The following is a 13857-nucleotide window of genomic DNA, read 5'->3' as shown; positions in this document are numbered from 1 at the left end:
CACATCTGCGGCGTTGCCAAAACGGCCTGATAGCTCCGCTATGAGGCCGCTTCGGCGCCTTGCAGCCGCACGCACCAGACGCCGCTCGCTGATCCGGCCAAGACCTTCAGCACCCTCCTGGGGCGTGTTTCGAAAGGAGCGTCGTCCGCCTGTAGGGCGGGCCAGGCAGCGTCTGGTGCGTGCGATCGCAAGGCGGAGGGTCACCCCGCTACTGGGCGTATCGGGACGAGCCCGACAACGCAGCGAGCGTGCATGCCAGCCGCCGCCAGGCCGGCGGGACTTTCGAAACACGCCCTAGGCCCGGTGCCGCACCGGCCGGCTGGGCCGTGTCATCGGCCCGCCGGTGCTCAGCCCGCGCCCACCGTCACCGCGAGCGTGCCGAGTCCGCTACCCGGGCCGCGCAGCGCAATCGAGCCGAACGGGGTACGCAGCCGCAGCCAGGTCCCGGCCGCGAGCAGGGCGACCGGGAAGTCCGGCGCCGGGCGGAGGAATCCGAGGGACTGGGCGGCATGGACGGCCCGCAGCGGAAGCGGGGTACCGCCGACCGTGCGCGACCAGATCTCGCGGCCGATCAGGTCCCGCTCCGCCCGGGTTCGACGGTCCTCGGGCAGCGCCTCGTCGCGGGAGCGGAACTCCGCCACCGCGGCGGTGAGCGCCGTGCGCAGGGAGACCGGGTCGGGCAGGCCCGGACGTTCGTGCCAGCCGCCGCGGGGCGGGAGGACGCCCGTCCACGGCGGCCCGGTGACGGGCGTGGGCAGGGCGCCTGAACCGGCCGCCGTGCCCTCGGCATCGAGGGATTCGAGGAGTTCACCGGCAGACACCGTGACGTCGAAGTCATGCGGGCCGGCCAGCCGCGCCGTCCGGATCGCGAGGACCTCGAACGACGGCGGCCTGCCGAAGACGGCCAGCGCGCTGCCGCCCGCCTGCATCCGCACTGCGGCGGCCCGGTCGTAGTGGAGCAGCCGGCCGAGGAAGGCCGCGAGATCCGCGGCCTCCCTCACGTCGGCGAACTCCAGCGACCGCACAGGCACCGTCATACGGCGGCGGGCTCCTCGGCCAGGTACTCCTGGAGGAAGAGCTTCTCCTCCGCGGAGATCCGCCGGGGTCGCTCTTCGGCCAGGTCGTACGGCACGACGACGGTCGAGGCCCGTACATACACCTGGTCCGGGTCCTTGATCTCGTACGAGATCGTGAGGGACGCGGCACCTATTTTCGTGACCCAGGACTCGACGGTCACCGGCGCGTGCCGGTGGACCAGCGGGCGCACGTAGTCGATCTCGTGCCGGGCCACGACGGACCCGCCGGCGAAGGACGGCGAGCCGTCCCCCGGCGCCAGCCGGAACATGAAGTCGATGCGCGCCTCCTCCAGGTAGCGGAGGAAGACCACGTTGTTGACGTGGCCGAAGGCATCCATGTCCGACCAGCGCAGCGGGCAGCTGTAGATGTGACGAGCCAAGACGATCAGCCTCGCGTGAGCTTCTTGTACGTGGCGCGGTGCGGGCGGGCCGCGTCCGCGCCGAGGCGGTCGACCTTGTTCTTCTCGTACGACTCGAAGTTGCCCTCGAACCAGTACCACTTGGAGTCGCCCTCGTACGCCAGGATGTGCGTGGCGACGCGGTCCAGGAACCAACGGTCGTGGGAGATGACCACGGCCGCACCCGGGAACTCCAGGAGCGCGTTCTCGAGCGAGGACAGGGTCTCGACGTCGAGGTCGTTGGTGGGCTCGTCGAGGAGCAGCAGGTTGCCGCCCTCCTTGAGCGTCAGCGCCAGGTTGAGGCGGTTGCGCTCACCACCGGAGAGCACACCGGCCGGCTTCTGCTGGTCCGGGCCCTTGAAGCCGAACGCGGAGACGTACGCCCGCGACGGCATCTCGACCTGGCCGACGTTGATGTAGTCGAGCTCGTCCGACACGACCGCCCAGAGGGTCTTCTTGGGGTCGATGTTGGCGCGGCTCTGGTCGACGTAGGAGATCTTGACGGTCTCGCCGATCTTGATGCCGCCGGAGTCCGGCGTCTCCAGGCCCTGGAGCATCTTGAACAGTGTGGTCTTGCCCGCGCCGTTCGGGCCGATGACGCCGACGATGCCGTTGCGCGGCAGCGTGAACGACAGGTCATCGATGAGGACCTTGTCGCCGAAGGCCTTCGAGAGGTTCTCGACCTCGACGACGATGGAACCGAGCCGCGGGCCCGGCGGAATCTGGATCTCCTCGAAGTCCAGCTTCCGCATCTTGTCCGCCTCGGCGGCCATCTCCTCGTACCGGGCGAGACGCGCCTTGGACTTGGTCTGCCGGCCCTTGGCGTTGGAGCGGACCCACTCCAGCTCTTCCTTGAGCCGCTTGGCGCGCTTCTCGTCCTTGCGGCCCTCGACCTTGAGGCGGGCGGCCTTCTTGTCGAGGTACGTGGAGTAGTTGCCCTCGTACGGGTGCGCGCGGCCGCGGTCCAGCTCGAGGATCCACTCGGCGACGTTGTTCAGGAAGTACCGGTCGTGCGTCACGGCGACGACGGCGCCCGAGTACTTCGAGAGGTGCTGCTCCAGCCAGTTCACCGACTCGGCGTCGAGGTGGTTGGTGGGCTCGTCGAGGAGGAGCAGGTCCGGGGCCTCGATCAGCAGCTTGCAGAGCGCGACACGGCGCTTCTCGCCACCGGAGAGGTTGACGACCGGCCAGTCGCCGGGCGGGCAGCCCAGGGCGTCCATGGCCTGCTCCAGCTGGGCGTCCAGGTCCCACGCGTTCGCGTGGTCCAGGTCCTCCTGGAGCTTGCCCATCTCCTCCATCAGCGCGTCCGAGTAGTCCGTCGCCATGAGCTCGGCGACCTCGTTGAAGCGCGTGAGCTTGCCCATGATCTCGGCGGCGCCGTCCTGGACGTTCTCCAGCACGGTCTTCGACTCGTCGAGCAGCGGCTCCTGCATGAGGATGCCGACGCTGAAACCGGGCGACAGGAACGCGTCACCGTTGGACGGCTGCTCCAGGCCCGCCATGATCTTCAGCACCGTGGACTTACCGGCGCCGTTGGGGCCAACGACACCGATCTTCGCGCCGGGCAGGAAGTTCAGGGTGACGTCATCGAGGATCACCTTGTCGCCGTGCGCCTTGCGCGTCTTGCGCATGGTGTAGATGAACTCAGCCAAGAGAAACCGTCCGGCAATCGATGTGTGGGCAGATACACCCCATCTTGCCTGACTGCCGTCCCAGGACGGAAACCCGTCCGGCCGACGGTACGCCCCATGGGTGCCTTCCCGTACGCGACAGCCCCGGTACGCGTGGGCGTACCGGGGCTGTCATCAGCGCATCGTGACGGCGTGGCCTTGATGCGTCACTCTTTGTTTACTCCGCGGCGGACTGCGTCTTCCGCTTGCGGAGGAGGAAGACCGCGCCGCCGCCGACGACGACCAGGGCGATGGCGATGCCCGCGATCACCGGGGTGGCACTCGAGCTGCCGGTCTCGGCGAGGTCGCCCCCGGTCCCGGTCCCGGCCGAGCTGCCGCCCGCGGTGGCCGGGGCAGGCTGGTCGAGGGTCTGGGTGTCGGGGCCGCCGGTGGAGCTGCCGCTGGTCTTGCAGTCCAGGACGCCCTTGAACGTCTGGGTGAACCCGCCGGGACCGGTGATCGTGAAGTCGTACGCCTGGTCCTCGGCGACCGGGACGGTCACCGTCTCGGACGCGCCGGCCTCGACGGTGTGCTTGATGCCGGCCAGCTCGAAGGTGAACGCCTCGTCGCCCTCGTTGCTCGCGGTGACGTCCACGCCGCCCTTGGCGCAGTTCTTCTTCGCGGTGACCGCGGGGATCGCGCCCTTCTTGGCCCAGGTCGCGGTGGCGGTCGCGGAGACCGTGGACTCGCTGGAGCCGGCCAGGATCTGCGTCTGGCTCTTGGTCACTCCGGCGAAGGCCCGGCCGACCGGCACCGAGGTGGTGGCCTGGACGGTCAGCGAGGCGGTGCCGTCGGCGGCGCCCGCCGGGACGTCGAAGTAGAGCTCGGCGCCGTTGGCGGCGGTGGTGACGGGCTTGCCGCTCTTGTCGGTGACCTTGACGCCGCTGGCGGAGTCGGCGGGCGGGGTCACCGAGACCTGGCCGGCGTTGGTGCGGACGGTGACCGGCCCGAGCCGCTCACCGGACCGGCCGGAGACCGCGGCCGGGTCCAGAGCGAGGGACGCCTTGGGCTCGGCGACGTCCTCGGCATGCTCCCCCAGCCAGTCGGCGAGCTTCTCGGCCTGCTTGTCGGCGGCCTCGACATCGGCGTCGTCCGAGTAACGCCAGATGGCGACCTGGGTGCCTGCCGCCGCGGTCCGCTCGGTGAGCGGACCGGTGCCGGCCTGCTCGGCGAGCGCCGCGAGGTCGTCGATCTGCGGGTAGGAGTGCTCCAGGATCCAGCGGATCCGGCCCGCGTTCTTGTTGGCGCCGAGCGACGTCTGGTTCCAGGGGGTCTCCAGGTACTTCGCCTGGTCCTGGGTGGGGTTATGGATGTCGATGCAGTACGTCTTCAGCTTGCCGCCGCCGTCGACGGTCATCTCGAAGAGCCCGGCGGGCAGTTCCTGCTTCTTCCCGTCCGTGGTGAGCACGGCCCGGTCGTAGGTCTTCAACCCGTCCAGGACCGCGCTGGCACCGCCCTGGTGCTGCGGCGCCTCGTCGGCGGTCGCGGTGCCCGCGCCGACGAGGGCCCCGGCTATGACGAGTCCGGATGCCATCACCGATGCGGCCAGCCGGGCGATGCCCCGGCTCCGTGGCGGATTCGCCTCCGTGCTGGACGATGAAATGGTCGCTGAAGAAGCAGAAAACACAGATGTCCCCTCCGGGCGGGGCCCTCCGCGCCTGATGCGCGTGTGGGGATTGCCCCGCCAGTCGACTCAAGTACCCGTGAGTACTGAGGAATCCTAAGGAAGCGACGAAGCGCAGCCCCCCGTCATACCGTCGTACAACCATTCCGAATCAGAATCGTTATCGCCGGATCTGTTTACCGCCGGCCGTCGCCCCCGTATCACCCGCCCCGAGGGCGTCACGGCGCCGACGCCAGTTCAGGGATCGGCTCCTGACGCAGCATCACCCCCACCTGCGCCTGCGTCGGCGTTTCCGCCGCCCCCGCTGCGACTGCCGCCCGCCGTCGCCCCCGCTCGGCAGCCTCTCCCCTTCCCCGCACATCTCCCGCCCCGTCCGGCCCGTCCCTCCTGCCCGACCGTGCCGTCAGCGTCGGGTCACCCCGCAGAACCCGCCGGAACGCCGCCGTCCCCCGTGTCAGATCGTGTCCGACCGCCACCGCCTCGATGTCCACGAACGTCCGTCGCTGTCCGTCCCGTTCCTCCTCGCGCACCTTCAACCGGCCGTGCACGAGCAGTGGTTCTCCGACGGAGACCGAGCCCGCGAGATTCGCCGCCAGGGTGCGCCACGCCCACACGGTGTAGAAGCTGGTGTGCCCGTCCGTCCAGAGCTGTTTCTCGCGGTCCCAGCGGCGGGCCGTCACGGCGAACCGAAATCGCGCCATTCCCCCGGTCGCGGTCTCCCGGAATTCCACGCTGGTCGCCGCATTTCCCACCAGCGTCACCACGGTCTCGTTCATGCCTCCGCCTCCCCTTCAGCTCCGTGACCGCTGCCGCGCGGTCACTGATCTCATGCTGAAGGGGAGGCGGGGATCCTGCTGAGGGCTGTGTACTACCGACCGGTTGTGGAAAACTCCGTCACCGTCACGTACCGCTCGCGCACCTCCCGGTACCGCACCAGTTCAGCCGCCACCGGATCGAGCACCCTCGCCCGGCCGACGGCCGCCGCCGCCTCGCGCAGACACCGCTCGGCCTCCTGCCCGTACCGCCGGGCGGGCCCTCGGGCTGCCGCCGCACACGACCACTCGACCAATGGCCCGCCGATCACGCCCGCCAGCATCACCAGCGCGGGCGTGAGCAGTCCCGGTTCGATCACGCCGATGATCTGGCCGACCAGCCAGAGCCCGCCGAAGATCTGCAGCAGCGTCATGGACGCCTGCGCCAGCACGGCGGCGGGCCACCATGCGGGCCTGGGCGGCTTGCCTGCCACCCGGCCGCTGTGCGCCACACCCGATGCACCGGCCACACCGGTGGCCACCACGCCCCCACCGCCGACTGCGGCCGCAGTACCACGATCCGCGTCGTCGCCCGCGCCCCTGGCCCGCCCGTGCCCCATCGTTCCCGCCTTCCCGGCCAGCTCGTCCAGCGCCTCCGGCAGCCCCGTCGCCCCCTGCGCCGCGGCCTCGCGGACCGCCTGCGCCCAGGGACCCGGCAGCCCGTCCGCGGCGGCGTCCGCCACCGTCCGCACCGCCTGCTCGACGCGTTGCCGGGCGGTGAGCTGTTCCTCCGCCGGCGCGGGCGTGGCCGCCGCCCGGTCCGGACTTCCCGGCCGCCGGGTGGACTCGTACCACCGCCACAGCCGCAGCCACGGCGTCCCGCAGGCGCGCCCGGCGTTCCTGCGCCACTCACGTTCGGCGGCCTGACCGGCCGCGGCCGCGCCCACCGCCTCCCCCAGCCGGTCGGCGAACTCCTCGCGGGCCCGTTCCCCGAGTCCCGGCCGTCCCTCGGCGACGTACACCGGACGCAGCTTCGCCGCCGCGGCGTCCACATCGGCCGAGAGCCGGCGCGCCGCCGCTGCGCGCTCCTGCACGAACCGGCCGAGCATCTCACGCAGTTCACCGACACCTTCGCCGGTGAGCGCGGACAGCGACAGGACGGTGGCGCCCGGTTCGCCGTGTTCGCCGAGCGCCATGCCGTCCTCGTCGAGGAGCCTGCGCAGATCGTCGAGGACCTGGTCGGCGGAGTCACCGGGCAGCCGGTCCACCTGGTTGAGGACGACGAACGTGACCTCCGCGTGGCCGGCCAGCGGTCGCAGATAGCACTCGTGCAGGGCGGCATCCGCGTACTTCTCGGGATCGACGACCCAGATCACCGCGTCGACCAGGGCCAGCACCCGGTCGACCTGCTCGCGGTGCCCGGCCGCTGCCGAGTCGTGGTCGGGCAGATCGACGAGGACAAGCCCCTGGAGCGCCTCGTCCGCCTCCGTACCGCCCTGCTGCGGCCTGCGCCTGAGGCGTCCCGGAATGGCCAGCCGGTCCAGCAGCCCGGCGGCGCCGTCGGTCCAGGAGCAGGCAAGGGGCGCGGCGGTGGTCGGCCGACGCAGCCCGGTCTCGGAGATCTGTGTGCCCGCCAGGGAGTTGAAGAGCGTCGACTTGCCGCTGCCGGACGCCCCGGCAATGGCGACGACGGTGTGCCGTGAGGAGAGCCGCTGTCGTGCGGCGGCCTCGTCGAGTACGCGCCCCGCCTCGGCGAGCGTGGTCCCGTCGAGGCGGGCCCGGGACAGCCCGACGAGCTCTCGCAGCGCGTCGAGCCTCGGCCGGAGCGGGCCGCCGGAGGGTGCGTACGCCTCGACCTGAGGACGTACGTCGTCGGGGACGGCCTCGGACTCGGGATCCTCGGGGCCCATGGCAAGGGCCGCTGCGCGCCGGGCGATGAGCCCGTCGTCCCACCGGCCCTCGGACTCGGGGACGTGCCGGCCCTGGCTGACGACGACACCACCGGCCTCGCCCTGTTCCTGGCCGTGATCCTGGTCAGTGACGGCAGTCAATGCTGCCCCCTCTCCTTCTGCAGTACGGACAGCGCGGCAATCAGTTCGGCCTGCGGCTCCGGGGCCACGTCGAGCGCGTCGAGCGGCGCCAGCCGCCGGTCGCGCTCGCTGCCCAGCACCCGGTCGAGACAGCTGGTCAGCAGCGCACCGCCCTTGTCGCGCAGCCGCAGCGCACCCTGGGCTCCGATACGTTCGGCGAGCTGCTCCCCGGCGCTGCGGGCGCGACGGCCGCCGAGCAGCGCGGCGGCCAGCAGCGCGGCCGCCGTCTCGGCGTCGGGTGCGGCGCTGCGCTCCAGCCGGCGCACCTCTTCCTCGGCCAGCTCCTCCAGGACCCGCCGCCACCGCCGTACGGCCATGGCGATCCGGCCCCGGACGTCCTCGGCGGGCCCCCATCGCCCGGCCTCCCGGCCCGGGTTCCCGAGTCCGAACACACCTGCTGCGGGTTCGCGCTGCCAGGCGGTACGGATGTGCTCGTCGGCGGCGGCCACGGCGCACTGCAGCAGCGCGGCGAGGCTGTCCACCAGCGATTCGAGAAGTTCCTCGGACGTGCTGTAGTGCGGGTATCCGCGCCACCGGGTACGGGCGTCCCCGGAGAGCACGCCACCGTTCTCCACCCGCCGCCGGACCCGTGCACTCTCCTTCTGGTAGGCGTCCTCGACCACACCGGTGAGCCGCACGGCCGCGGCGTGCTGTGCGGCGACGGCGCCGGCCAGCTCCGGCATCCGTACGTCCATCGAGTCGATGACCCCGGCCGCCGTACGCCCGACCGCCTGCTGACGGGCCGCCGGATCCTGTACGCGGTGGCTGAGCCAGGCGCGCAGTGGCTCAACCGCGGTGGTGGGCAGCAGCCCGCTGCCGCCGCCCGCCGACTCGGGCAGTTCCGGGATGGTGAACCGCGGCACCTCGCCGAGTCCCGCCTTGGTGAGGAGCGCCCCGTACTGCCGTGAGACCTCGCCGATCACCTGGTGCGGTACCCGGTCGAGCACGGTGACGAGTGAGGCGTCGTACTCCTTCGCGGTACGCAGCAGATGCCACGGCACCGCGTCGGCGTACCGGGAGGCGGTGGTCACCATGACCCAGACGTCGGCGGCACAGATGAGTGCGGCGGCCAGCACCCGGTTCCGTACGACGAGCGAGTCGATGTCGGGGGCGTCGAGCAGCGCGAGCCCACGCGGCAGACTCGCGGCGGTCTCGACCCTCAGTGTGGTCCCGTCCTCGTCGAGCCGGTCGAGCTCGTCGCAGAGGCCGGCGTCCATGGACTCGCCCGGCGGCAGCCAGACCCGGGTCAGCTGCGGCAGCACCCTGCCCCCGGCGAACCAGTGATGGTCATCCGGATGGCAGACAAGGACGGGGATCCGGGTGGTCGGCCTCAGTACCCCGGCCTCAGTGACCCGCCGCCCCACGAGCGAATTGACGAGCGTCGACTTCCCGGCGCCGGTGGACCCGCCGATGACCGCGAGCACGGGCGCTTCGGGGTCCTTGAGCCGAGGAAGCAGGTAGTCGTCGAGCTGTGCGAGCAGCTCGACCCTGGCCTGCCGGGCGCGTGTCACGCCGGGGAGCGGGAGTGGGAGACGCACGGCGGCGACACGGTCGCGCAGGGCGGAAAGTGCGTCGATGAGCTGAGGCCGTACGTCCATGGTCACCACATGCGAAGAATGCCCAATTTTGGAGCCTTTTTGAAGCGTATAGCCACCTCTGCGCGCCGATTGCGCCGTCGGGACAGAGGGGGCGAGTGGGACGCAGGCATAACGAGTGCACAACACCCGGGGCGCGAGGCGTCAAAAGCGATGCGCGAGCCGCGCCTACCTGCGATTATCGGTTCGCTTCACCGAACCTACACATCGTGCCACGCAGGTGAAGCAACCGGGTCAAGGCGATCGGAGCCCTATCCTTGTCCCGGCAAGGTCACGGACCGGCCCGGCCCCAGGGCTCCAGGCCGCCGAGGCCACCACCCGGCCCCCGTAGCTCAGTGGATAGAGCAGGCGCCTTCTAAGCGCTTGGCCGCAGGTTCGAGTCCTGCCGGGGGCGCACAGCGCGCACGACCGTGAGGCCCTCCCGACGGGAGGGCCTTCTTGCTGATCACGGCACGGTAGCGAGGCCGCTGTAGCGAACGCGTAAGCGCCGGACCCTCCCCAGGTCAGGGTGGGGAGGGTCCGGCGCTGTCCGGCTGTCACCGGGTTTCTGCGGGTAGTCCTGTCGAAGGCGTGTCGGATGTTTCCCCGGCGGCTCAGCCCGCTGGCGACAGGTGAGGGAAGAGGCTGGACTCCGGAGACGATTCGTCCCGTGTCCCACACCGGCAACGAGCTGTCTTCTCAGTTCCTCGACCGCCGAAGGCCGCACCTCACCCGAAGCGGCCCGCCACGTAGTCGGCGGTGCGCTGGTCGGAGGGACTGCCGAAGATCTGCTCCGTGGGGCCGTGCTCGACGATCCGGCCGGGCGTGCCCTGCTCGGCGAGGAAGAAGGCGCACTGCGCGGAGACGCGGGCCGCCTGCTGCATGTTGTGCGTGACGATGACGATGGTCACCTCGCCCGCCAGCTCCGTGATCGTCTCCTCGACCCGCCGCGTGGAGGTGGGGTCCAGGGCGGAGCAGGGCTCGTCCATGAGCAGCACGCGCGGCCGGACCGCGAGCGAGCGGGCGATGCACAGCCGCTGCTGCTGGCCTCCGGACAGGGCGCCGCCGGGCTTGCGCAGCCGGTCGCGGACCTCCTTCCACAGGCCCGCGCGGGTCAGGCACTCCTCGACCAGCTCGTCCTTCGTCCGGCGCGTGGCGCGGACGCCGGTGAGCTTCAGCCCGGCGACGACGTTGTCGTAGATGCTCATCGCGGGGAAGGGATTCGGCTTCTGGAAGACCATGCCGATCCGGCGGCGGGCGTCGGTGAGGCGACGGCTGGGCGCGTAGACGTCCTCACCCTCGAAGAGCACCTCGCCGGACATGGCGGCGGCCGGGATCAGCTCATGCATCCGGTTGAGGGTGCGCAGGAAGGTCGACTTGCCGCAGCCGGACGGGCCGATGAGGGCGGTGACCTCCCCGGCGGGCATCGTCAGCGAGACCCGCTCCAGCACCTTGTGGCTGCCGAACCAGGCGGAGACGGCGCGGGCCTCCAGCGCGGCCGGGTTCGCTCCGGTGGCGGCGGTGGGGCCGGGAAGTACGACGGTATCGGTCATGGCGGTTTCCTCTAGAGCAGGTTGGGGAGCAGCTGGGTGACCTGGACGGCGACCTGGAGTCCCAGGACGGCCATCACGGGGACGAAGACGATCCAGGTCTGGTGGCGGCCCCAGCGGTGCCAGGCCCACACGGCGGCGATCGAGACGAGGGCGAGGCCCTGCAGCCACATCACCAGCGGCCAGGGCACGCCGGAGCCGGCGGCCATCGGCTGCTCGGACTCGGGCAGGGTGCCGGGCCGGATGGTGGCGGCCGGGGTCTCGGCGGTGGCGGACACCTGCTCGGCGTCGACCCGCAGGATGCCTGCCGGGAGGTAGGCCGGACCGGTGGCGGTCACCAGGACGAGGCGGCCCTTGCCCGCGGCGACGGGCGCGGGCGCCGGGTCCCCGGCTCTGCGGACGTCCATGACGCGGTAGGAGACCTTGCCCTGGCCGGTGGTGACCGTGAAGGCGTCGCCGCTCTTCAGCTCCGACAGCCGCCCGAAGGGGCCGCCGTAAGCAGCCGCGCGGCCGAGCAGCACGCTCGTGCCGGCCTGGCCGGGCATCGGGGTGTCGCGGCGGTGGCCGGGGCCGTCGATGAGCACACGGGAGTCGGTGCCCTCGCTGACGACCTCGCGCACCTGCAGGGACGGGATGCTGAGGAGGGCAACCGGAGTGCCGGGGGCGAGCAGCCTGCCCTGCGGGTCGGTCTGGGCGACGGGCGCGGTGCCGAGCGCGAGATTCGAGCGCAGCTCGTCGAACGCTCCCTGCTGGGCTGCGCGGTGCTGCACATGGCTGACGACCAGCAGCTGCGTGGTCAGTCCCAGCAGTACTGCGGCAAGAGTGAGCAGGGCGCCCCGGGCAAGGTGCTGAGCGGTGGGTATCCGTGTGAGGGACAGCGTTACGGTGGCGCCCCGGTCACGGATACGGGGCGGGTTCGGTGCGACGACCGTCACGGCGGCCTGCCTCCTACGGATGGGGTCGGGGTGCCGGGGAAGCCGCGGTGTGCGGCCTCCCCGGCAGGTGGATCAGGTGGACTTGATGGTGAAGTTCGCGCCGTTCTTGGCGTTCACCGTCGAGGAGCCCTGGTAGTGCGCGTGCAGGGTGTGCTTGCCCTTCTTCAGCTTCGGCAGGGTGATGGTCACCTTGCCGCCGCTCAGGGTGCCCGTGGCGAGGACCTTGGTGCCCTCGACGATCTGCACCTTGCCGCCCGGGGTGGTGCCCGTGGCGGTGACCTTCACGGTGACCTTGGCCTGCTTGGTGTGGCTGACCGAGGTGGGCGCGCTGGTGGTCACCGAGGCCGTGGCCTTGGTGACCGTCAGCTTGACGGTCGCGGCGGAGGAGTAGAGCTTGCTGTTGCCGCCGTACGACACCGTGAGGGTGTGCGTGCCGACCGACAGGTGGCTGGACACCGGGACGGTGACCTTGCCGTGGCTGTCGAGCGTGCCCGTGCCGCGGATGGTGCTGCCCTCCTTCACCGTGACCGTGCCGCTCGGCGTGACCGAGTTGCTGCCGGTGACAGTGACGGCAAACTTCGGGGTGCGGCCGTACGCGGTGGTGGCGACCGTGGCAGCGGTCTTGCTGGCGTACTTGACCGAGCCGGTCCAGGAGGCCGCCTTGCCCGCACCGTTGAGGTTGTTGGCGATGACCGTGGCGGAGTAGCTGCCGGTGGTCAGGCCGCTCGCGGTGTACGAGGTGGTGCCCGCGACCAGGTCCTTGTTCGCCACGACCGAGCCGTTGGGACCGGTGATGACCACGCGGTAGTCGGTGACGGCCAGGCCGGTGCTGGCCGGAGCGGTCCAGCTGAGCTTCAGGCTCCCGCTGCCAGGGGTGGCCTTGAGCACCGGGGTGCCGGGCAGGTTCTTGGAGACACCGCCGTCCTCGAGGCCGCCGAACTTGGCGTGCTTGGCCGGGTTGATCGAGCCGTTGTAGGGCTCGTTCATGAAGCCGAAGTCGTCGATGACGTCCTCGGCCTTGTCCGAGGCCAGCGCCGCGACGTGGCTGCCGTTGGTGACGAAGATGTCGTACAGCGCCTTGTCGAAGAAGGCGCTGCTCGGGTCGATCGCCCGGGACGGCACGACGTTGTAGACGTCGCGACCGAAGGTCGCATTGTCGTAGTAGTCGCCGACCGGGGCGAGTTTGCCGTCGACCTTCGTCACCGGGGAGGTGGTGCTGGCGTCCCCGGTGAACTGGATGTTGGCCAGGAATGCGCCCGCGGCGACCGCGGTGGAGCTGTGGTCCGGGGCGACGCCGTTGTTCTGGGCGATCCAGCTCGCGACGGAGAAGGGCACCAGGGCGCCCTCGGCCGTGAGGGCGTCGTCGGCCTGGTTCTCCTGGACGGTGGGGACCCAGGCGACGTCGTTGTCGTTCAGCCCGATGGAGGCCAGGAAGAACTTCCGGGTGCCGGATCCGTTCTGCGGGATGTACGGCTTGACGGTCAGGCCGTTCAGCGTCTTCAGCCTGCCGTTGTAGATGTCGTGCAGCTGGTCGACCGTCAGGTTCTGCAGCGCGGAGCCCCGGGCGGCAACGCCGACCGCGTCGCGGGCCATCGGGATGTAGGTGAGGGCGTTGCCGCTCGCGCTCGGGCCGCCCGACGAGCGGGCGAAGTCCACCTGGCCGAAGATGCCGACGCCGTCGCTGTTCGGGAACTTGCTGCCGGTCAGTGACATGCTCAGCGCGATGCGGCCGTTGCCGGAGCCGTTGGGGCGCAGGAAGGACGGCCCGCCGGAACGGGTGGTGATCTTGGAGGTGGTTGAGCCGGTGCCGGGCTCGACCGCGTCGTACGAGGCGAGGCCGGCCCCGCCGGCGGTCACGGCCGTGGCGGCGTAGCTCTTGGCGTTGACGGTGTCGCCCGCCAGCGCGTTGAGCACGTCCTGGGTGGTGTCGGAGCCGACGCCGACGAGCTTGCGGAAGGCTCGGGCATCGGGATCGGCCTGGGCCGGGCTCGCGAGAGCCAGACCGCCGGCCACGACGGCGGACACGAGGGCCACGGCCGTAAGGCGCGTAGAGCGCATGAAAGGTCTCCTGCTCATGAACGTGAAACCGGTGATTGGAAGGGATCTGGCAAGGTGGTACCAACCGTCCGCCCCGACTGCCTTTCGGGGCGGACGGCCGTCTGTGGGGGCGGCTGAGCCGCCGGGCGGG

General features: G+C 71.0%; 10 protein-coding genes and 1 tRNA gene. 1 reads left to right on the top strand and 10 read right to left on the bottom strand.

Annotated elements, in window-relative coordinates; genetic code table 11:
* Positions 1–347 precede the first annotated feature (347 nt).
* The 7 genes from ACIBB8_RS16300 to ACIBB8_RS16270 form a co-directional block, all read right to left on the bottom strand.
* Complete coding sequence (locus ACIBB8_RS16300; protein ID WP_398952540.1) at positions 348–1037, bottom strand: hypothetical protein; 690 nt, start codon at positions 1035–1037, stop codon at positions 348–350.
* Positions 1034–1456: a thioesterase family protein gene (locus ACIBB8_RS16295; RefSeq protein ID WP_366132529.1), complete on the bottom strand. Its 423-nt coding sequence runs from the start codon at positions 1454–1456 to the stop codon at positions 1034–1036. Before ACIBB8_RS16295 ends, ACIBB8_RS16300 begins: the two co-directional genes overlap by 4 nt.
* 5 nt (positions 1457–1461) lie before the next feature.
* Complete coding sequence (ettA, locus tag ACIBB8_RS16290) at positions 1462–3126, bottom strand: energy-dependent translational throttle protein EttA (RefSeq protein ID WP_398952538.1); 1665 nt, start codon at positions 3124–3126, stop codon at positions 1462–1464.
* 196 nt (positions 3127–3322) lie between these two features.
* Positions 3323–4771 carry an LAETG motif-containing sortase-dependent surface protein gene (locus ACIBB8_RS16285; protein ID WP_398952536.1) on the bottom strand — a complete coding sequence of 483 codons (1449 nt, stop codon included), beginning with the start codon at positions 4769–4771 and terminating at the stop codon, positions 3323–3325.
* Between the two features lie 215 nt (positions 4772–4986).
* A complete protein-coding gene (locus tag ACIBB8_RS16280; protein ID WP_398952534.1) occupies positions 4987–5544 on the bottom strand; it encodes a single-stranded DNA-binding protein in 558 nt (185 codons plus the stop codon).
* A gap of 92 nt (positions 5545–5636) precedes the next feature.
* Complete coding sequence (locus tag ACIBB8_RS16275; RefSeq protein WP_398952532.1) at positions 5637–7571, bottom strand: GTP-binding protein; 1935 nt, start codon at positions 7569–7571, stop codon at positions 5637–5639.
* Entirely contained in the window at positions 7568–9208 is a 1641-nt protein-coding gene (locus ACIBB8_RS16270) for a dynamin family protein (RefSeq protein WP_398952529.1), read from the bottom strand. Before ACIBB8_RS16270 ends, ACIBB8_RS16275 begins: the two co-directional genes overlap by 4 nt.
* 318 nt (positions 9209–9526) lie before the next feature.
* On the opposite strand from ACIBB8_RS16270, the gene ACIBB8_RS16265 reads away from it, so the two are divergent.
* A tRNA-Arg gene (locus tag ACIBB8_RS16265) sits at positions 9527–9599 on the top strand.
* 313 nt (positions 9600–9912) lie between these two features.
* On the opposite strand, the gene pstB is transcribed toward ACIBB8_RS16265, so the two are convergent.
* From pstB to ACIBB8_RS16250, 3 genes are all read right to left on the bottom strand, one after another.
* Positions 9913–10737: a phosphate ABC transporter ATP-binding protein PstB gene (gene pstB / locus ACIBB8_RS16260; RefSeq protein ID WP_398952527.1), complete on the bottom strand. Its 825-nt coding sequence runs from the start codon at positions 10735–10737 to the stop codon at positions 9913–9915.
* 11 nt (positions 10738–10748) lie between these two features.
* Positions 10749–11669, bottom strand: coding sequence for a sortase (locus ACIBB8_RS16255; RefSeq protein ID WP_398952525.1), 921 nt, complete (start codon positions 11667–11669; stop codon positions 10749–10751).
* 72 nt (positions 11670–11741) lie between these two features.
* Positions 11742–13727: an Ig-like domain repeat protein gene (locus tag ACIBB8_RS16250; protein ID WP_398952523.1), complete on the bottom strand. Its 1986-nt coding sequence runs from the start codon at positions 13725–13727 to the stop codon at positions 11742–11744.
* Positions 13728–13857: the final 130 nt, after the last annotated feature.

Source organism: Streptomyces sp. NPDC051286, from assembly GCF_044455345.1.
Taxonomy (GTDB): Bacteria; Actinomycetota; Actinomycetes; order Streptomycetales; family Streptomycetaceae; genus Streptomyces.
This window is presented reverse-complemented; position numbering and strand designations above follow the sequence as displayed.